The 21,308-nt window shown below is 42.3% G+C and carries 20 protein-coding genes and 1 pseudogene; 3 read left to right on the forward strand and 18 right to left on the reverse strand.

Annotation, left to right across the window (positions count from 1 at the left end):
• Positions 1-2 precede the first annotated feature (2 nt).
• From V3V99_04085 to V3V99_04165, 17 genes and pseudogenes are all read right to left on the reverse strand, one after another.
• A complete protein-coding gene (locus V3V99_04085) occupies positions 3-1,193 on the reverse strand; it encodes an alanine--tRNA ligase-related protein (GenBank protein ID MEE9441826.1) in 1,191 nt (396 codons plus the stop codon).
• A gap of 30 nt (positions 1,194-1,223) precedes the next feature.
• Positions 1,224-2,003, reverse strand: a complete 780-nt coding sequence (locus V3V99_04090; protein ID MEE9441827.1) for a fumarylacetoacetate hydrolase family protein — start codon at positions 2,001-2,003, stop codon at positions 1,224-1,226.
• Between the two features lie 52 nt (positions 2,004-2,055).
• Positions 2,056-3,423, reverse strand: a pseudogene (locus V3V99_04095) (MATE family efflux transporter).
• A gap of 58 nt (positions 3,424-3,481) precedes the next feature.
• The gene (locus V3V99_04100; GenBank protein MEE9441828.1) at positions 3,482-4,993 is read right to left on the reverse strand and encodes a hypothetical protein; all 1,512 of its coding nucleotides are present in this window, start codon (positions 4,991-4,993) and stop codon (positions 3,482-3,484) included.
• An 82-nt stretch (positions 4,994-5,075) separates the two neighbouring features.
• Complete coding sequence (gene aroQ / locus V3V99_04105; protein MEE9441829.1) at positions 5,076-5,501, reverse strand: type II 3-dehydroquinate dehydratase; 426 nt, start codon at positions 5,499-5,501, stop codon at positions 5,076-5,078.
• The gene (aroB, locus tag V3V99_04110) at positions 5,498-6,604 is read right to left on the reverse strand and encodes a 3-dehydroquinate synthase (protein MEE9441830.1); all 1,107 of its coding nucleotides are present in this window, start codon (positions 6,602-6,604) and stop codon (positions 5,498-5,500) included. Before aroB ends, aroQ begins: the two co-directional genes overlap by 4 nt.
• Complete coding sequence (locus V3V99_04115) at positions 6,594-7,154, reverse strand: shikimate kinase (GenBank protein MEE9441831.1); 561 nt, start codon at positions 7,152-7,154, stop codon at positions 6,594-6,596. Before V3V99_04115 ends, aroB begins: the two co-directional genes overlap by 11 nt.
• 1 nt (position 7,155) lies before the next feature.
• A complete protein-coding gene (locus tag V3V99_04120) occupies positions 7,156-8,004 on the reverse strand; it encodes a shikimate dehydrogenase (GenBank protein MEE9441832.1) in 849 nt (282 codons plus the stop codon).
• Positions 8,001-9,362, reverse strand: a complete 1,362-nt coding sequence (gene aroA, locus V3V99_04125; GenBank protein MEE9441833.1) for a 3-phosphoshikimate 1-carboxyvinyltransferase — start codon at positions 9,360-9,362, stop codon at positions 8,001-8,003. The genes V3V99_04120 and aroA overlap by 4 nt, the downstream gene beginning before the upstream one ends.
• A gap of 13 nt (positions 9,363-9,375) precedes the next feature.
• Positions 9,376-11,163, reverse strand: a complete 1,788-nt coding sequence (argS, locus tag V3V99_04130) for an arginine--tRNA ligase (GenBank protein ID MEE9441834.1) — start codon at positions 11,161-11,163, stop codon at positions 9,376-9,378.
• A 95-nt stretch (positions 11,164-11,258) separates the two neighbouring features.
• Positions 11,259-12,539, reverse strand: coding sequence for an MFS transporter (locus V3V99_04135; GenBank protein ID MEE9441835.1), 1,281 nt, complete (start codon positions 12,537-12,539; stop codon positions 11,259-11,261).
• A gap of 20 nt (positions 12,540-12,559) precedes the next feature.
• The gene (gene dapF, locus V3V99_04140; GenBank protein MEE9441836.1) at positions 12,560-13,399 is read right to left on the reverse strand and encodes a diaminopimelate epimerase; all 840 of its coding nucleotides are present in this window, start codon (positions 13,397-13,399) and stop codon (positions 12,560-12,562) included.
• A gap of 89 nt (positions 13,400-13,488) precedes the next feature.
• On the reverse strand, positions 13,489-14,715 hold the full coding sequence (locus tag V3V99_04145; GenBank protein ID MEE9441837.1) for a PLP-dependent aminotransferase family protein: 1,227 nt from the start codon (positions 14,713-14,715) through the stop codon (positions 13,489-13,491).
• Between the two features lie 121 nt (positions 14,716-14,836).
• A complete protein-coding gene (gene dinB / locus V3V99_04150) occupies positions 14,837-16,048 on the reverse strand; it encodes a DNA polymerase IV (protein ID MEE9441838.1) in 1,212 nt (403 codons plus the stop codon).
• Entirely contained in the window at positions 16,049-16,297 is a 249-nt protein-coding gene (locus tag V3V99_04155) for a DUF6504 family protein (protein MEE9441839.1), read from the reverse strand.
• A gap of 176 nt (positions 16,298-16,473) precedes the next feature.
• Complete coding sequence (gene lexA / locus V3V99_04160; GenBank protein MEE9441840.1) at positions 16,474-17,094, reverse strand: transcriptional repressor LexA; 621 nt, start codon at positions 17,092-17,094, stop codon at positions 16,474-16,476.
• Positions 17,095-17,231: 137 nt separating this feature from the next.
• Positions 17,232-18,224: a DUF3187 family protein gene (locus tag V3V99_04165; GenBank protein MEE9441841.1), complete on the reverse strand. Its 993-nt coding sequence runs from the start codon at positions 18,222-18,224 to the stop codon at positions 17,232-17,234.
• Positions 18,225-18,539: 315 nt separating this feature from the next.
• Between V3V99_04165 and V3V99_04170 the strand changes: the two genes are divergently transcribed.
• The 3 genes from V3V99_04170 (at position 18,540) to V3V99_04180 (ending at position 19,807) form a co-directional block, all read left to right on the forward strand.
• Positions 18,540-18,746, forward strand: a complete 207-nt coding sequence (locus tag V3V99_04170; GenBank protein MEE9441842.1) for a hypothetical protein — start codon at positions 18,540-18,542, stop codon at positions 18,744-18,746.
• Between the two features lie 198 nt (positions 18,747-18,944).
• Positions 18,945-19,280, forward strand: a complete 336-nt coding sequence (locus V3V99_04175; GenBank protein ID MEE9441843.1) for a DUF1573 domain-containing protein — start codon at positions 18,945-18,947, stop codon at positions 19,278-19,280.
• A gap of 281 nt (positions 19,281-19,561) precedes the next feature.
• Positions 19,562-19,807 (forward strand): hypothetical protein, encoded by a 246-nt coding sequence (locus tag V3V99_04180; protein MEE9441844.1) that lies wholly within the window; start codon positions 19,562-19,564, stop codon positions 19,805-19,807.
• A 69-nt stretch (positions 19,808-19,876) separates the two neighbouring features.
• Here the strand turns inward: V3V99_04180 and V3V99_04185 are convergent, their stop codons facing one another.
• Positions 19,877-21,307 carry a GWxTD domain-containing protein gene (locus V3V99_04185; GenBank protein ID MEE9441845.1) on the reverse strand — a complete coding sequence of 477 codons (1,431 nt, stop codon included), beginning with the start codon at positions 21,305-21,307 and terminating at the stop codon, positions 19,877-19,879.
• Between the last annotated feature and the right edge of the window lies 1 nt (position 21,308).

Genomic DNA, 21,308 nt, shown 5'->3' on the forward strand with positions numbered 1-21,308 from the left:
GGTTATATATCGATTACTTTTTCCGGATGAGCAATTAAAAATTTTATATCGTCCGGCGAGAAGCCGCCTCCCTGCGCCAATTCCGGGGAGCCTCCTCCCTTGCCTCCGAAAATCTGACTCGCCTTATTCATAATATCCAAGGCCGATATCGGGATGCTTTTTGAAACCGCCGTCAATAACCTGTCGTCAACTCCGATGAGAACAATAGCATTATGATTATTTATCATGCACAGGCCGGCATCGCGAGCAAAGCTGAAATCTTCTCCTGACAAATCAATGCTGATTAGTTTATGGCCGTTAATTTCTTTGGGGTTCGCCACCCATTCTTCAATTAATACCGGTAGGAGTTTTTTTCTCAGTTCATCTTTCTCTCTGCGCAAATTATTGTTTTCGGCGATAATATGTTCAATTAGCCTGAAAGAATCGCGGGCGTGACATGAAAACAGATTTGAAATATCTTCAACCTGATTAAAACGCCAGCGATAATCTTCAAGAGCCTTAAGGCCCGTTAGAAAATGAAATCTGAGATTACCCCTGATTTTTTCCTGACCTGTTATCTTAATTATTCCGACCGAGCCGGTAGTGGAGCAATGAGTGCCTCCGCAAGCCGACCAGTCAAAATCATCAATAATAATTATGCGATATTTATCCTCACTTCGATCGGGGATTTTTCTTAAAGGATAATTATCGAGTTCATCGACCGGGGCAAATTTCGTTGAAACCGTTCGATTTTCGAAAATAATTCGATTGGCCAGGTTTTCTGTTTCGATTACCAAATTATTATTTAGTTGAGAAATGTCGAGATCAATTGTGCTATCCTCTTCGCCCAGACGAGCGCTGATAGTGGCGGCATCGCATACTTTAATAAAGGCCTGCGAGAGAATATGCTGACCGGTATGCTTTTGCATATTATCCCGTCGCCGCTCCCAATCGATTCTGCTGTTTACTTCATCCCCGCTTTGAAAAGGCGGTTTCGTTTCCAGAACATGAATCACATCGTCGTTAGATTCTATGACATCAATTACTTTTTCATCAGATATACAGCCGGTATCAAATAACTGCCCGCCCGAGGTGGGATAAAAAGCTGTGCGATCCAATTTAACATGATAATAGTCCTCGGCTTTATCAACGGATTTAACCGACGCGGTGAATTCTTTCAGATAACTATCGGCGTAATATAATTTCTCTGTCATTTAGTCTCCGATGTGGATATTTTTCAATAGTTATACAATTTTGTTGAACAATGAACCTATCTTTTCAATTCTAATCTCGACTTCATCCCCGATTTGCATCGGGTCGATTCCTTCGGGGGTACCGGTAGCGATGATGTCGCCCGGTTCCAGGGTCATTACCGATGAAATGAAACTGATTAGTTCCGGCACGGGAAATATCATTTCTGAAGTATTCCCCGATTGTTTTTGTTCGCCGTTCAGATAAGCTTCAACCTGCAAACTCTTCGGGTCGATTCCCGTAACAACATGGGGGCCCACCGGACAAAAAGTATCGAAGCCTTTCCCCCGTGTCCATTGACCGTCACCCTTTTGTATATGGCGGGCGGTCACATCATTGAGGCAGGAATAACCAAAAATATGATCGAATACCTTTTCGGCGGGAATTTTCCGGCCGCGGCGACCAATAACAACCCCGAGTTCGGCTTCATAATCAACGCGGTCGCAATTATCGGGATAGACGATTTCGCCGCCCGGTTCCAATAACGCGCTGGGAGGTTTCATGAACAGTACCGGCGTTTTGGGAACTTCCGTGGCCGATTGCGAATGCTGAACATGTTTTCGATAATTAAGACCAACGCACACTATTTTGGTTGGTTGAACCGGACAGAGCAATTTTATTTCATCTAAAGCAATTGATTTTTCGGTTTCAGTATGGTCCTGCCAATAGGGACCGTTAAGGACCCTGACTTTTTTCCCCTCTAATCGTCCATAACCTGATTTTCCATTATGCTCAAATCTGATATACTTCTCCAATTGATAATCCTTCCGCATTTCACTTCATTTTATAGTCCTAAAGAATATAGCAAATTCTTTGTGTTGTCATCTATGTTTTTATAATACCCGTTTTTTTCCATCGGCCGAGATAAAACCAGTACATCATAACGATAGCTTTTAGCCAGGTTGTGATTGTCAGCGTCCACCAGAGACCGTCAATTCCCATATCTGTCTCAAAGCACAGATAATATGCCATCGGTAAGCGAATGATTGTTCCCGGGATCGAAATCACGGTCGGAGGAATCGTATTCCCCGCTCCTGCAAAAGCGCCCTCGAGGACTATTTCGGCAGCCATGAATATTTGTGAAAGGGCCAAAATACGCAAATAATTAACTGCAATGGCGATTACTTCTTTGTCATTGGTAAATATTCTCGACAACACATCCGGAATCGTCAGAAAAAGTATCGATATAAATAATGTCCATCCGGCGCAAATGGCGACCGACATCCAGGCTGCTTTGGCGGCGCGGTCCGGCTTTTTGGCTCCCAGGTTTTGTCCGACCATAGTCGTTGCGGCAATTGAAAACCCGAAACAAATCAGATATGACAGCGATTCCATGCGATTTCCAACCGTCAAAGCGGCGATTGAAATGGTGCCATATTGAGCCGCGATTTTATTCAGGAAAATGTAAATGATTGAAAAAACCATCCCCGCGGTCGCGGGCGGACTTCCAATCTTTATAATTGCTTTGGCTAATCCAAAATCAAGTTTTTCAAAAAGCCTGAAATCAAGATGATATTTCAGGCGCCCGCACCGAATCATATTCAAATAAATCAAAGTTCCGCAAAAGGCGGAAATAATGGTGGCGATTGCCGCTCCATCCGTTCCCAGAGCGGGAGCTCCGAACCAGCCGAATATGAGGATTGGATCAAGGGCGATATTGATTATAACGGCGGCAGTAGTTGCGTAAAGAGGCGCCCGCGTATCCCCGACGGCTCTGAAAATAGCCGAAATAGAATCGTTGATAAAGAAAAACAGAACGCCCACAAAGAAAATCCGCAAGTAAGTAATACCAAGCTGGCTGACTATAGCCTCCGTTTCCATAAAATTGAAAACATGGGGAGCTATAATATATCCGAAAATACTATATCCAATGGCGACATAAATTGAGAATAATATGCCTTGTCTTCCAATCCGGCCGACTTCATCGGTTTGACCGGCTCCTACCGCTCGGGATATAATTGCGACAACACCGGTAGGAATAATCATCAGCATGGAAAACACGGTCCAGATAGTAAATATGCTTGATTGCACCGCGGCCATTTCGGTCGGTCCCAGACGCCCGACCCAGATAGCATCGGTAAGGGTCATCAGCGTATGCAGAAGCATTGACGTCAGGGCCGGCCACCCGAGACGCCAGATTGAGGAGATTATCGATCCTTCCGTATATTTTTCTTTTCGCTTTTCCATAATAAAAAAGCGGAGGTAATTTAATTAACCTCCGCCGACAATATACATCTTTGAAATTTATTCGTCAAATACTGTGATAATCCGCGAAGAATTTTGCGTCAAGACCGCCATCGGTGCTTCGTTCGAGCAAGGCCCGCCAATTATCGCGCGCTCCAAAACGGAATATGTTCTGCACAAGATACTCACGGGTATGTTCATTATCCAAAGCGGTGCCGTATTTTTCTTTTAGATAAAAACCGATTTGGGCCGCGATACATTCTCCAATAATTATTTCCGGAATCGAAACCGGGTCATTAACCAAACGCGGATTTACAGCCCAGGGACTGATATGGGGATGAAACTGCAATCCCAGGATATCATCGGACAGATTTTCATATATTCGATTAAGATCGGCATAAGGATTTCGATATAAGGCACTTTCAAATTTCCCTTCAAGGATCATTCTGCGAATTGAATAGAGCTTCATAAATCCGGAATAATTGTTTATTTCCATAACTAACGGCTCGGGTAGACCGGGATATTTTCGCAACCAGCCTTCCGTACTCAAATAGCCCGAAAATAACGCGCCTACGGCATATTCAAAACAATCGGCCGGAGCCCGAGAAAACATATAATCGGCCTGGTATATATTCGATGCGTATATCCCCTGCGATAAATTCGTTACAAGCATCATTAACTCTTCAAAACCGTCGTTTTCGGAATATAATATCCTGATATCATTCGGTATGGCTACCGGCAATAACCGAAATTCCGAATCGGATTTTTCATGTGAAAATCTCTTAAAATAAATCGGCAAGCCATCAAGATTGAATCCAAGTCCGGCCAGAGTCTTTCGTATTAAGGCTAAATGTGTTGAAGCCGGAAAATACGAATCCCGCGCGATTATGATATTGCGGTAAGCATATTCAATATCCCATTCGGATAACTTTTCAATATTTAATGATTTTTTCAAAGAGTCAATTAACTCAAAATACGGATCGGCCGTTATACGGTCAAGATCATCAATGATATTCTGCAATTCTATTTTATCAACATCCTTGACAGTCAACATCAAATCGTAATATGAGTTGTAACCCAACTTTTCAACCGCTTGATTACGATAACGAGCCAAACGTGCAATTGGATCGCTTAGATTCTTACCGGCTTGATAAATTGCCTGAAACGCCTCTTCTCTCCTGAATCGGTTTGGCTCCGTTCTCAGGATATTATGAAGAAAATCAAGGGCTACAACCTGGCCTTCAAATGAATAAGAAATATCTCCAAGAAATACCTTAATCGAATCTGCAAGAAATGATGTTGTTTTATCTGAATCAATCGTTTCACGAGTTATTAAACTCGAAATCAATTCCATTTTTCTTAAATTATTTTTGTCGGTGAGAATATTCGAATACTTTTTTAAGTTTTTTGATAGAGCTTTGTCGTTGAGTAAATCCTTCCATGTCGATAGATAATAATTGAGAGAATCCAGGTTATTGCCAAATTCCGCCTTCCAGGTATATATTGAAATATGACGATTGAGAAATTCCGCGCGAATTTCAAAGTTTTCAATAAATTCCTTCGCTTCCCTTTCGGACACCTGCTCTGTCTGGCACGAATTTAAAGAAATTAGTAAACAGATCAGGAAAAAACCTAAAGCACACTTTGGAAAAATCATTTTCTTAGTCCCTGAAAAATTCCAGCGCCTTAAAATATCCTTCGCTCCCTAATCCGCTTATTACTTCGGCGCAAATATCTGAAACGACCGATTTTTTTCGCCACTCTTCACGCTTTTGAATGTCGGAAATGTGAACCTCTATTATGGTGAGCCCGGTTGCGGCCAGACAATCCCGAAGAGAATAACCATAATGCGTCAAGGCTCCGGGATTAATTATTATGCCATCTGAATTTTGGTAATTATCCTGAATGAAATCGATGAGCGCCCCCTCATGATTACTCTGGTACGGCTCGATTTCAAACCCCATTTCCGCGGCTCCCGCTTTTGCCTTTTCAATAATTTCATTCAGAGTTTGGGTCCCGTAAATATCCGGTTCCCTTACTCCCAGCATATTCAGGTTCGGCCCGTTTATAAAAAGGATTCGCTTCATCGTCCCGATCGGTTATTAACATATTCTCGCATAAATCTTATGGCCTCGGATATTTTCTGTTTCGATTTTACCTCGGTGATATGAGGTCGCCCGATATCCTTAAGAAGAACGAAGATTTGTTTTCCGTTCTCATTCTTTTTATCGACACGCATTGGAGATAAATAAGCGGGAATATCATTTTTCAGGCGATTCAAATGTGATACTAACGGTTCAATCGCATCAAGAGCTTCGTTCATACTTTTCGAGCGAAGATTACCGGTTGCGTGTGATAGATGAAGAGCTCCAATCATTCCGGCCAGGACTGCCTCGCCGTGACGATACCTTCCAAAGCCCTCTACTTTTTCTATTGCATGACCAAAGGTGTGTCCAAAATTAAGAATGCGGCGTAAATCGCTTTCATGCGCATCGCGCGCAACAATGGATGCCTTGAATCGCATCGATTTTTTAATCAGCTTTAATAAATTTTTTGTCGGTTTAATAAAGTCATCGGATTTTAATGAAAAGATAGATTTTATAAACGGCGGCCCAGATAGAAAACCGGTTTTTATAATTTCCGCGAAGCCATCAATTATTTCTCTGTTTCCCAGAGTTGATAACCAATCGGGGTTAACAATAACGGCTTGAGGTTGGAAAAAGGCGCCGATTAAATTTTTTCCAAGGGCATGATTTACGCCGACTTTACCTCCTATCGACGAGTCGACCATGGCCAGAACCGTTGTTGGCGCCTGAATCAGATTAACACCTCTTTTAAAAGTAGCCGCCGCAAATCCGCCGGTATCTCCGACAATTCCGCCTCCCAGAGTAATGATGGTATCCTTGCGACTCAATCCAATATCGAAAAAATGATCATATAATTTGTTTATGGTTTGAATTGTCTTGTATTTTTCGCCGTCACCAATCATTATTTTGTGACATTCTTTACTATGCGGAATAACTTTGTCGATGAATCTCTTCCCATGTAGAGCAAAAACTGTCGGATTCGATATAATAACTATTTTGGCTGATTCTTTTACAAGTGTAGCGACCTTTTTCCTTGTTGGTGAAAAAATCACCGGATATCGTGTTTCTCCAGCCTTTACAATAAAATTGTCTTTACTTGTCATCGTTTCCCCAAATATTATTTATTTCCCGGGCGATATCTTCACATGATTTATTTTCGGTGTCAATTACCTTATCAGCGCCCAAATAAATTTCTTCTCGCTCATTCAAAAGTTGCTTTATACGTTCCATCACTTTATTTTCATCCGGTTCCTCGTCTTTATGTAATACTTGTAACATGGGTCGGATGTGACTGTCTTGCAGACGGTTATAAATTGTCTCAGGCGTTGTTCGCAAGTAAATCAGGTAGCCATTTGATTTAATATATTCCAGCATATACTTGTCATGTATGGCTCCGCCGCCCAGCGCGATAACCTGAGGTCGATTCATACATGCCATACGAATTGCATCATTTTCGGCGAATCTGAACTTCGCCTCTCCAAATCGCGCAAAAATCTCCGGAATTGTCTTGCCCATATGTTCCTCAATAACCGAATCTGTATCAGTGAAGGCATAATTGAGTTTTTGAGCAAGATTTTCTCCCATTTCCGTTTTTCCGGAACCAGAAAATCCGCAGAGAAAAATTATTTCCGGTTTATTACCTCTCGTACCCATATTAAACCTGCTCTTCCTGAGTTAGAAGTAAATCCTGTGTGAATTTATCCACGGAAATATCATCCCCGCTCCAGATCTTATACGATTCGACCGCTTGCCTGACAAGCATCGGATAACCGTTTACCACTTGCCACCCCGATTCGGCCGCTTTCGATAATAATAAAGTTCTGGCAGGAATGTAAATCAAATCATAACAAATTCCGCATCCGTTAAATTCGAAATCTTCAGGTAGTGGAAATTCATTTCTGTGATTTATATCTCCGCATGGCGAACAGTTTACGATCAAATCATATTCAACGCTTCGATTTAATTGAGTTACGACTGAATACAAAATTTTCAACTCCAATCCGACGTAACTAAAATACCGATTTAACAATTTATCTGAATCAAGATTTTTGCGGCCGCATACGGTGATACTTTCTATCTTAAAATTTTTAATTAATGCGCAAATAATGGCGCGAGCCGCTCCTCCATAGCCAATAATTAATATATTCTGTAATTCTTTATCAAGAATTAGTCTTTTCAGACCATAAATAAATCCATCACCATCAGTATTAAATCCAACGAATCGCGAATTTTCTACTTTGACTGAATTAACCGCCTGTATAGTGCGGGCTGAATCGGAAATTTCGTCACTGTATTCAAGCATCTTTTCTTTGAATGGAATCGTTACCGAAAACCCATTTAGCTCGCGCAATAGAGGCAAATGCTTATCAAATTCTTTTTCAGGAAAATCATAAACGGTGAATTCACCTTCAATCTGCCTGCACGTGAAGATAGAATTAAAAATCTTTGGTGATTGAGAATACGAGATATTATGCCCTATGATACCGAAATTTAATTTTGTCATTTAATCCGCAATCCGTCTAATAGAGTAAAAAATTTCGGACACGAGATTGATACCACATCGCTGTTATTGATAACAGTTTGGCCGTGAGCGGTTATACCGGCCACAGCAAACGCCATTGCGATCCGATGATCGCCGAAAGAATCGATCTCGGCTCCTTCCAGTTCATCCGTTCCTTCAATCGCCATTCCATCCGGGAACTCACCCACCTTGACCCCCATCGCGGCAAGATTATTGCATACCGCTTTTATCCGGTCTGATTCTTTATGGCGCAGTTCCTCTGCGTCTCGGATAATGGTGGTCCCTTCAATATTCGCTGCCATCACTGCCAGAATGGGTATTTCGTCAATCAATCCGGGAATAATGTTTCCTGATATTTTGCGCGGTTTTAATTTACTGTAAAATACTTCAATATCACCGATCGGTTCTCCCGAAATCTCACGGCGATTTTTAATATTTATCCGCGCTCCCATCTGCTTGAGGATTTTCACTAATCCCATACGCGTGTTGTTGACACCAATATCCTTGATTATCAGATGACTATCTTTAACAAGCAATGCCGCCGCGATAAAGAATGCCGCCGTTGATATATCGCCCGGGACATTGATTTCGCCGCCCGAAATTCTCGAATTCTTTCCCAAAAAAATAGAGCGTTTATAAGCGTCCGTTGAAAGCACTTTTTTCTTTTTACGGGGATCGACCGGGTCCGGAACAATATTCATTTTGACATCCTCAATCCGCAAATCGCCGTCCAAATATGAAATCATTCTTTCTGTGTGATCCCGCGTCAACGATCTCTCACGAATAATCACGTCGGTTTTCGAAGCCAAACCGGCCAAAATTAAAGCTGATTTTACCTGGGCCGAAGCTACCGGAAGAGTATAGTCGATTGGAATTATCGTTCCGGGAGATATCCGTATCGGCGCGGTATTGTCCTCGGATATTTCTATTTCGGCGTTCATAAGGCGCAATGGTTCGGCGATTCTTCCCATTGGGCGGGACGATAATGAATCATCGCCGATCAAAGTTGCGCTAATTGACGCGCCCGATAACAGTCCTGCCAGAAGACGCATAGTCGTCCCTGAGTTGCCGCAGTTGATTGGCTCGAAGGGAGATTTCATCCCTTCGTCGGGTGGCGGAGATATAATTAACGAATCTCCTTCATTGTGAATCTGACCGCCGAGAGATTTAACGGCGTTTAACGTATTTTGACAATCGGCGGCATCGGAATAATTAGTTACCGTTAGAGGATTTTCGCATAGCAAAGATAACAGAGCCGCGCGATGCGATATCGATTTATCACCGGGCAGGCTGATGGCGCCCTGCAATTTATTCGCCTTTTTTATAATCGTTTCACTCATCAAAAAAACCCGTTTACATTTCATCGGGCGCTTCAATGCCCAATAAATACAGTCCTTCTTTTAAGACAATTCGAACGCAATCAACCAAAAGCATCCTGGAGGCTGTTTCATCCGGTGCGGAATCGTCGATTATTTTTATTAATCGTCCCGACTCACCCTTACGCTGATAAAAACGATTAAAGACCGTCGCTAATCCTATTAGATATTCGGCTATGAAATTAGGTTCGTATTTATCTGCCGCCAACTCGACTATCTCGCCGAAGCGGTATAAATGCAAGGCAAGGGCCTTCTCTTCTCGAGATATATATTTTGAATAATCCACATTGGCGGTAATATCTTTTCCATATTTACGCTTCAAAGCGCATAATCGGGCGTGAGTGTACTGGAGATACGGTCCCGTTTCCCCTTCGAAGTTTAATACTTCTTCCCATGAAAAATTCACATCTTTGTGTCTCTTAACACCCAAATCGGCAAATATTACGGCTCCGATTCCAACCTGCCTCGCGGTTTGCTCCAGATTGGGTAAATCCGGATTTTTCTCCATCATGATTTTCTTAACGCGATCTTCGGCCGTATCGATAACATCATCAAGGAATATTATATTACCTTTCCGAGTCGACATTGCCTGGTCTTTGAAACGAATCCAACCGAATTCCACATGAACCAAATTTCGGGCAAAACTTTCGCCCAGCATTTCCACGACTTTGAAAACCTGTTTAAAATGATCCTGCTGCGCGGAGCCGACTACATAAAGAGCCTTTTCGAATTTATATGTATCATGTCGATAAAATATCCCGGCTAAATCACGGGTTGCATATAATGTTGCCCCATCCCCTTTCCTGAGAAGACAAGGATTTAGGCCATGTTCGGATAAATCGACAATCAAAGCCCCTTGGGATTCCGAAGTTAATCCCGCCTGAGATAATCTTTCAATAACGGCATCCATTTTATCGTTATAAAACGACTCGCCGGTATAATGGTCAAAGTACACGCCGAGTAAATCATAAATTCGTTTGAATTCCATTAATGAATAATCTTTAAATCCTTGCCATAGAATGATTGCCTCATCATCTCCATCTTCAAGCTTCTTAAACCAATCTCTGGCTTCCTCTTCAAGTCCTATGTCTATACCTGAGGCATCTTCCATTGCCTCTTGCTCATGAAATTTAACATAAAGATCGTACAAATATTTTATAGGATTATTATTAAGTTCAACCTTGTTGCCCCATCGTCTATATGCGGTAATCAATTTCCCAAATTGAGTTCCCCAGTCTCCGAGGTGATTTATGCCGATTACTTTATATCCGAGTTTTTCATAAAGCCGATATAACGAATTTCCGATCGCGGTTGACCTTAGATGGCCGACTCCGAAAGGTTTGGCGATATTGGGAGACGAGAAATCGATAACGACAGATTTTCCATTTCCAATTTGCTGACTCGCGTAATTTTTTCTCTGAGAAAAAATCTCGGGCAGGATTTCACTCGCTGTTTCTTCCGGCGAAAGATTGAGATTAATATATGGACCGGCTAATGAAAATCGGGAGCTATCAAGATTCCGGAAAATCAGATTCGCGATTTCCGGAGGTTTTTTCTTTAACACCTTTGCGAGAATAAAGGTGGGAAACGCGTAGTCGCCCATTTTGGCATCCCTGGGGATTTCCAATTTAGAAGCGAAAAAGTCGGCCAAATCCGAATCTTTGATATTCAGACTTTCTCCAATCGCGGAGATACTCTCCGGGAATGCCTTGCGCGTCGCCTCTGCCAATTGCTCAGCCGCATTAATCTTAAAAATATTATCCATATTTTCTCAGTTAATCTCCAATGCCCCCAAATCTAAATAAGCGATTATCCGGGCGCAACAATTTTCCTTGAATATCTTTTTTGGGGAGACGAGATTCAAGCCGTTGATTTGAATTCCGATTTCACGGTTACGCCGTTTAACGTGAATTTTTCGGCTTTTCGGAAAAACATATAGTACATAACCGAAGAAATGACATAAAGTATAACGGCAATCACCAGTGATTGAGTATAACCATGCGTTTCAATAACCATACCCCCGATTTTAGTGGAAATCATCCAGGAGGATGTCCAGGCAAACATCAATAGCGCGTTCATAATTGCGTGCATCGATTTGGGAACCATCTCCATTGCGAAATTATTGCCGATGGGGTGTCCCAGATTCATCAGCGCGCCTCGAATTAAAAAGGCTGCAATGACTAAAGGAAAATAATAGCTGAAAGCAAGAATCAACATAAATGGAATAGATAATAACTGAGTATAAACCATAGTTCGCACCATTCCGATTTTCTTTACCATGATCGGTCCGGCCATGACGCCGATGAACATTGTTAAATGTGCCAATCCAAAAAACAAACCGATTTCATCGGGATCCTGACTGAAACGGTCGCGGAAAAATATATTTAAAAAAGGAATAATCATCCCGGCCCCGGTTCCTACTATAAAATACGGCGCGGCCAATTTAAGAAATAGCCCTTTAAACGGCGCAAAGGTTTTAAGAGAAAATTCGAGACGGTCTTCCAGCGGTATTTGTTTTGGCATTTTAATTATTGTGAAGGGAATCAAAGCCAGAAGCGAGAGAAGTACTCCGACCGCCAGGGAAAAGCGATGGGCCTGCACCGAATCATACGCTAAACTACCTGCCAGGAATTCAACCAAACCTCCGAATATAAACGATCCAATCACTCCGGCAATAACCGCGATCCCAAACGAAAGCGAAAACAAATACGGCCGTTCCCTCGGACCTGAATTCCTCATAAAAAAAGGAGCTGACGCGATGCGATAAAACGTCATAGCTGCGCCGGCGAAAAAGTACGCTACCTTTATGGCCCATAGTTGCTGCGCGTAAACCGTAATTAATCCGAAAATCACAAACAATATCGTAGATATCAATAGAATGGGCTTAAGGCGTACACGCGAGATAAGGAATGCTCCCGGAATCGAGATGCAAACCATTCCAAGAGCGCCGGATGAAAGGACGCTCCCGATATCGGCTTCTCCGAAGCCTCTCTCCCTCAAATACAGATTAAGCAAGAGCATCAGAGAAGAAAATGTCATGCTTATGAAAAATGATCCGAGAAGATATTTTCGGGCGTTTGGGGTCAGTTGCCGCAAATCCTGAAAATAATTTATAGTGCCCTTTTTAATTCTTGCTAACATCTTAAAATCTAAACTCAGAATTAAGTATCATATTCTCCTGAAAATATAAATTCGATAGGCCCTTTAATAGAGAGTTCATCCGATTTACTATCCCAGTAAACCCGCAAAATTCCAGCCTGGGAATGAACACTGACTTTTCGATCCGTAAATCCTCGCATGACCGAAATCGCCACGGCCGCGGCCGCTCCGGTTCCGGATGAATCGGTCGGGCCGACGCCTCGCTCAAAATCTCGAATATCAATATTTTTGTCGTCGATAACTTTGACAAAGCCAACATTGACACGATTGGGAAACATGGGATGAGATTCAAGCTCCGAGCCAATGGTTTGCCAATCGAAATCAAAATCATCGCAAAATAGAATTAAGTGAGGATTTCCCACCGAAACGGCTGAAGTAATATAGGCTCTATTGAAACAATGAATTGTCTGACTTATGAAGAATTTTTTATCGGATGCCACCGGTATTTTTTTTGTATTAAAATCAGGTACGCCCAAGGAAGCCGAGATAACTCGCTTTTGCTCATTACCCGCATATAGCTTAATTTGAGACTGCCCGGAACCGGTAATTAAATCCAGTGAGTTTCCGGATATAAGACCGGAATTTGTCAGATACATGGCAGCGATTCGCGAACCATTGCCTGACTTTTCGGCCCAGCTGCCATCGGCATTATAAATATCAACGCGATAAACCCCGGGTTCTCCTGATAATACTAATAAACCGTCGGCGCCGATCCCGTGTGTCGGATCACAAATATCCCTTGCCAAATTTTCGAATTTTCTGGATTTACCATGAACACAAATTTCATCTAAAACGATAAAGTTGTTCCCCAGGGCCTGATATTTTGAAAACGACTTTATCATATTCGCCAATAATAGTGATCAAAGTGCACTTTGCATACAAAAAAACCCGCCGGATAACGGGTTTTTTTACAAATCTAAGTTGCCGGGCTCTACAAATTATCTTTGATGATTTTGCCCAGACGTTTGATACCTTCGGTAATCAAATCATCGGTAGCATTTGAAAAATTCAACCGAAGGGTCTCCTCTCCCCCGCCGTTAGGGAAAAACGGAGAGCCGTAAACATAGGCTACTTTTGCCTCAACGGCTTTGCTAAGAAGCTCTTTTCCCGACATTCCTTTTGGTAAAGTCATCCAGAGGAATAATCCGCCTTGTGGTTTGACGAATTTTACTTCTTCGGGAAAGTGCTCATGAATAGCCGACACCATAACATCCCGCCGATGCTTATAACATTCGCAAATCTTTTGAATATGGCTGTCGAGCTTATTCATTTTCATGTATTCAAACAGCACCATCTGCCCGAAAGTGCTGGTATGTAGATCGCAGCACTGTTTTACGCGTTCAAAGATTTGCATAATATCAGCCGGAGCGATCATCCAGGCGATCCTGTACCCAGGAGCGCAAATTTTGGAAAAAGTAGACAGTGAAATTACCGTGTCACCGCCCAAGGCTCTCAGTGAAGGTAAAGGTTCCCCTTCAAATCGTAAATCGCCATAAGGATTGTCATCGATAACAGGGATATTATGGCGGTTGGCAATTTCAATCAGTTGAACTCTTCTTTTAAGAGACATCGTAATACCGGACGGATTCTGGAAATTCGGAACAACATAAATAAATTTGGGATTGTATTTCTTAATTTTTTCTTCGAGTCGATCGACAATCATCCCGTACTCATCCATTTCGACGGTGGCATAACGGGCCTGATAAAAATTAAAAGCCTGAAGGGCTCCAACATAAGTAGGCGATTCGCAAATAACATAATCGCCAGGGTCAAGAAATACTCGTCCGACCAGATCAAGACCCTGTTGAGAGCCGGAAGTAATGATGATGTTTTCAGCCTTAAGTTCCGGTATCCGCCGACCGGAATACTCGGCGATAATATTTCTAAAAGCCGGAACGCCCATTGATAGAGAATACTGAAGGGCGGCATCATGATGATTATCGTAGGCTCGAATAGTGGCTTCTTTTAGGTCTTCTTCGGGAAACATATCGGGCGAAGGTAAACCGCCGGCGAATGAAATCACACCGGGCTGTGATGACAACTTGAGAATTTCTCTGATTATCGAGCTTTCCAGCTCAAGGACGTGAGAAGTGACGCCCCATTTTTCGATAGAGCTCATTATATTATCTTTCGGTTTTTCATCGGTTATTGTTTTCATTATTACACCCGCATTATGTAATTGACTGTGTGAAAATTATATAACATAGGAGTTTCAAAATCAAGGGATTCAGGAGATAGATTATTAAAAAAAGAAAAAGAGGACAAAATAGATATATAAGTCAACGCATCGAACCGGCCAGCTTAATTATATGTTCTCCGTATTTATCTCGGATATCATCCATCGCACCGGTCAGCTTGTTATATTTCTCATCGCTATTATCAATAATTAGTTCATATTGAGATGTCAAATCAGAATTAATTTCATTCCCTGATGAAGATTTGATCTTTTTTAATTGTGAAGCGCGAACCCCCAGCAGCCTGACTTTATATTTCATCCCGTATTCTTTGGGAACCAGTTTCACGGCGTTTTGATATATTTCATCACATCGGTCGGTCGGTTTGTTGAGAGTGTGGGCGCGGGTAATCGTCTTAAAATCGGATGATCGAATTTTGACCGAAACGGTTCTTCCGATGTAACCATGCCTTCGCATCCTGCGGGCAACTTTATCCGACAGCCATAAGAGAATAGCTTTAATTATAGTGGGGTCATAAATATCTTCTCTGAGAGTTGTCTCATGCGACATAGACTTATCGTGAGGCATATCTTCATAGCGCATAACCTGACCATTATCGGTTCCCCGGGACATGATTGACAATGTGTCTCCGTTTTTGCCGAATATTCGTTTGAGTATTTTTGAGTCAGTCGCGGCGAGATCCTTGACGGTAAGGATATTTTTTTGAGCCAGTGTTTTTTTGGTGCTTTCGCCTACACCCCACAAGGCATCGACCGGTTTGGGATAAAATATTTCCTTAAATCTATCCTGGTTCATAATGGTCAACCCGTTCGGTTTGTTTATCCCCGAGGCAAGTTTGGCCAGGTATCGTGTCGGGGCGATGCCGACCGAGCAGGTTAATTTCATTTTTTCCCAGATTTCATTTTTCATTTTCTGGATCAACTCGACCGGTCCGTCATACAACCGGTCCGCTCCGGAGATATCGAGAAATGCTTCATCGATGCTGATCGGTTGCACTCTGGGCGAATATAATTCAAATATTTTCTGTAGATATGCAGAAGCGTACACATATCCTTTTAATCCGGCCGAAATAAATATTCCATGCGGGCATAATTTTCTCGCCTGAACGGCTGACATCCCGGAATGGACACCATATTTTCGGGCTTCATAAGAGCAGGTTGAAACGACACCGCGCGGCCCGATTCCCCCTCCGACAATAACCGGTTTGCCTTTTAGGTGAGGATTATTACGCATTTCCACGGCGGCGAAAAACGCATCCATGTCAACATGGGCAATCACGGGTGAAAAATCGATCATCTATTCCACCCAGATTTTACTGATAACCCAACTGGTTTTGCGCTCATCGTACGACAATTGAAAAAAATTAGACGACGAATCAACCACCGCGAAATGGCGAATACGATACGCCCCAACATCGGTTTTCCAGTCGCCGGTTACTTCAGCAATTTTGTACACCGTACCGTTCCAGCGAAACCGGGACGGTTTCATTTTGTTGTTCTGAAACAACACAACGACTTCAATAGGTTCGTCCATATCCTGATACATATCCCCCTCGCGTTACATAAAGTAATAATTTAACAATAAGCTCTTACTCATTATTATTAAAAGTATTACAAGTGTGTAGTACCTGCTCATCTATACCGCCCAAACTCTGCGAAACCGCAATTATTGAAAACAACAAATAAAAAACAAAAAAACCAATAGAACTAAAAATGCCCGTACTATCGCATGCGTCGCATCAGCCCTACGACCCGACCGGCAATATAGAATCCTGGCGTATTACGATCGACAATAATCGGTCCAAAAGCTTCGTTTTGAGGTTCAAGGCGGACACGTCGTTTCTCCGGATAGAATTTTTTGACAGTCGCTTCTTCGCCGATAACGGCCACGACAATATCGCCTTTCAGGGGATCAATATCTTTATCGACCAGTACAAAATCTCCGTCAAAAATACCGGCGTTTATCATTGATTCACCCTTAACCCTCAAACAAAACACCTGGTCGTTAGGTAAAAATGCCGTGTCAACGGCGAGTTCCCCTTCTCGGTTTTCAATCGCGGTTATCGGCAGTCCGGCCGGAACCGAACCGACTATTGGGATGCGATTAAACGTGAGCGGCGACCGTTTGACCAGTTCGATTCCGCGTGAAACCAGTTTTTGCCGACGAATATATCCTTTCTTTTCAAGAGCGCTCAAAATCGCCCTGACGCCATTGGTTGAGGCAATACTGAACTTGTGGCCAATCTCTCTGATAGTTGGCGGCAAACCGGATATATTAACCATCTCCTCGATAAAATCGAGTATCTGTTGCTGCCGCCCGGTCAGTTTGTTTTTGTCAGCCATTTATCCTCCCTGAAAAACAGGCTTTTTTCTACTACCATACTTAATACTGCTCATACGTGCAGTTGTCAATCATAAAATCGGAAGATATCTGAAAAAAATATAGAATGTGATATTAAAATGTGATATGGAATTTTGAATTATGGAGAATAGGTAATACCCATATTTATACCGAAGTCGATGGAATTATCGAAAATATACATATTTTCCATCAAACTATATTCCAGCAAAATTCGCGATGATATTTGTTGTTTCGCTCCAAAAACCAATTCATGGGTTGGCTTGGAAAACTCCCCAAAATTACGGGACGTCCCGGAATTAGATAATTGCTGTATAACGAATGACAGGGACTTGCTGACGGGCCATTCAACAGCGGCGAAAAAAGTCCACTGATAAGGCCTCAAATCAATTCCGTACAGGCTGCCTGAGCCATAGACTCCATAACCAATCGTTGAATAAATATATATCGGATTAACCGTATATAAGCCCGAAATGGAAAAGGCCCCATCCACTCCCCCCGAACCATAATAATCACGGGCATTGGAGACCGGAAACCGCAACAGGCTGGTAACGGTCAGGGAATTGAACCAGCCGTCTCCGTCATATATTTTATGTCGCGAAAATAGGCTAATATCTCCCAGAACGATTTCTTTATCAGATTCATCAAGGATGACAATTCTCTCTCCTGAATCATCATCGACAAAACTGAGCGATATTGAATTTTGAGGGTATTGGTTGCGGCCTGATTGCCCCAAACCAATTTGATTATGGAACCGCGTTATGAATTGATCAAGACGGCCTCCGATACGTGTTAACACCGGTACGAAAATCCCGACTTCCGTATTTCCTCTGATTCCGGCCGCGATTTCAAAAATATTCTGAATAACCTCTACGTCGAGCAAATAATTCTCGGTTTCATTCCAGCGGTTTGTCCATGAATTGAATAAACTTATTTCAATATGCCCTGTCTCAAGCAAATTTGCTCGGGTAGGAACGATATCGAGGCGCAAAGTCTGGAGGGGCGTCTGACCGACTATATGCAACGGCCCTTTTGCCTTGAGCTCGGTCTTACTCCAGACGGCGCCACTCAAAAGCAGCATTAACAGAATATATATCGAGCGTAGTTTCATCATATCAAATATCTCAAGAATGACATTATGCTAATTGAGATAAGATTATTGTCGGAAACAATTCAAAATATTACAGTTTTTTTGGAGTATGAGGAAATTTTGGGCGTAACTTAGATTAAGTTAAAAGCGTCTATATATTGAGACATAAAATAATGGAACAAGGGTATAACGAATTCCAAACTGAATTCGTATATTCCTTGACATACGGTTGAAATGTATTAGATTTTTAACAAATAGGTACGAATCGATAAATTTGAAACTTTTCGCGCCGATTACTATATAAAATGACGAGAACTTATATATTTAAGTGGAGGATAAATGCGCAAAATATTGATTAGTGTATTCTTGACAATCCTGCTAACGGTGTTTATATCTTCGCAGATAATAGCTGTACCCAAAATGTTTCTTCCCGAAACTTCATTTGATTTTGGGTTTGTTCCGCAGAACTGCAAAGTGTCTCATGTATTCTGGATTAAGTCAGTTGGGGATGATTCGCTGAAGATATTAAACGTAAAGCCTGGCTGAGGCTGCACTAAGGCTCCGTTAACAAAGAAGGAGCTCGCTGTCGGTGACAGCACCGAATTAGAAATTATTTATTCGACCGGTAAGAAAGTTGGCCCGTCCAGTAAACGACCCGCAATTTCAACCAATGAAGGTCCGCCAACCAAGCGGATTACTATTAAGGTACACTCCGTTCGCCAGCCTGACTCGACCTATCCGGTAGTGATTAAACCTTATCGCGTTTATGTTTCTCGAGCAGGTAAAGTCGAAGTTGACGAAGCCAAATTTACGGTAACCAATGTCTCAGACGAAGATCTGGATTTGAAAATAGTGAGTGAGCCATATGGTTATTTACAAATTGATTTGCCTGATGAAGTAAAAGCCGGCGAAACGGCTGAATGCAAAATAAAGGTCAATGAGGATCACCTCAATCAAAGTTTCGAAAAATCGATTACGTTGGAGCTCAACGACCCAACCAAAACGCGTTTTTCCATTCCTATTATCAGGCGATTAATAGGAGGCAAAAAAGCACAGGCCAGTAACGCTGGTTCACGATAAAAAACAAATTCTTTAAGCAATTTACGACCGCCGATTTTTTCGGCGGTTTTTTTTGCCCTTTACGTGGGCGCAAAAATATTGTATTATGAGTTTCTGGAAATTTTAACGACGACCGATAAAAGACCTAAAGAAGACCAACATAGAATCGGGAGATATTGATGGTAACCATCTCAGAACTTGCCTCTGTGGAGCTTAATAAAGTTATGCAGTCTGAAAACGCCAGGGGAAAAAGTTTATTTGTCAATTTCATGGGGTATGGTTGAAGCGGACCCGTCCTGGGTTTGGCTCTGGATGAGCCGGAAGAAGGTCTGACCAACTTTAATTCCAAAGGTATAGAAGTATTTATGCACTCCGCTTTAGCGGATCAATTGCAGCAATTTGGGGGCGTATCTATTGACTTTATAGATGAGGGGCCCGACCGCAGGGGATTTGTGATTGCGACTAATAACAAACCCGCGGGGCATGATTGCAAAGGATGCAATACCGATTCGGGGTGTAGTTCCGAGGAAGATAATAAAGGCGAATGAAAACAATTAAAAAAAAGAGCCGGCATATTACCGGTTCTTGAGATCATAAACACATTCCGAGACAGAATTCTACCAATCATTGTCTCTTGAATCTCGCCAATCGCTATCAGTATCATCTTCTTTATCAAGAATCTGTTGCCAGACGGGATCATATTTCTCTCTCGGATGAGTCGAATGAACTAACCTGTAATCGCCGATCTGAGCCATGAAATCATTGACAAATACGAATATTTTGCGACCGTCCAAATTATAATAGGTCCATTTTTGATACGGATAACTGCGGCCTTCCATTTCAACCGTTTCAGCGTCATTATACGGACCATAAGTAATATATATCCGGCCGCGGTCGGTTTTCCAGCCATCTTTGGTATCGGAGCGAGTCGATAACATCTCATTGGCGAATACAAATCTCCGAATCGCTTCTTCATATACGGGATTTTTCGCGTCGGATGGGTCATCATCCCTGGTTCGCCAGAACTGATGAATAAAATTCTTTTTGCCCTCAATCGATAATTTGTCAATCTGGATTTTCTCGGCTTCAGAAAGATGATAATATGCTATATTCCTCATCAGTTCAACATCTTCAATCGAATACTGTTTTTGGGCGAGTTCGGACGCAACTATCGAAATCGCTTTGGAAGCCAAAGTCTTTGCGCCGGTAGCCGCATCGGTAACCTCAAAAATCAAATAATAATCCCCCGTGGGTATCGAAGGCAGTTCCAAACAATTAACAACAACTGCCGATGTTCCGGGCTTATCTTTGGCTTGGCCTCCGAAATCATGTATTAAATTCCCGTTCATGTCCTTAAGGGAATAATTGGTAAAAAACTTTTTAATTTTGGCGGAGGTAAATTCTTCCTCGAAAGATAATCCGTATAACTCGGCATAGACCCAGATATGTTTATTCAAAAATGCTTGATATCGGCCGGTTGGATTCGGAATTACGACCCGATCCTGTTTTATCAATCGATTATTGACAGGTGAATCATCATCTAAATTCAAGGTTGATATCTCAAAAGCCACCTGTAAGTCGCTACACCTAAGACCCGGCTGAAAATAATCAGGAATTTCGGCAACGATAGTATTCCGGCTCGATTTTTTGGAGACATCATCCACGGCCGAACACAAAATACGATAGTGACCGGGATCCAAATGCAGACCCAATAAATCAAAAAGCTGTATCCCCTGCCTCAGACTTTCTTCACGGTCTTTTACTCGGCTTAGAAAATATGTTGATGCAGAATCCAGTGCAGCGCCTGATTCATCATACGCGATTGCCGACAAATAAACACCGGCATAAAGATATTCGCTCGTATCAGAACCAATAAAGCCCAGTTCATCACGATTCAATCCGCAATATATCTCGATATATGGCCGCTTTTCCGCCAAATCGGCATAAGATGCGTAATCGGTTAAAAATGTCAAAGAATTACCGGTCGCTCCGGAAATACTTCCCAGAGCTAAAAGCGCAATTGCAAATGCCAGAATGATCCGTATCATT

It is taken from the genome of Candidatus Zixiibacteriota bacterium, from assembly GCA_036480375.1.
Lineage (GTDB): Bacteria > Zixibacteria > MSB-5A5 > GN15 > JAAZOE01 > JAZGGI01.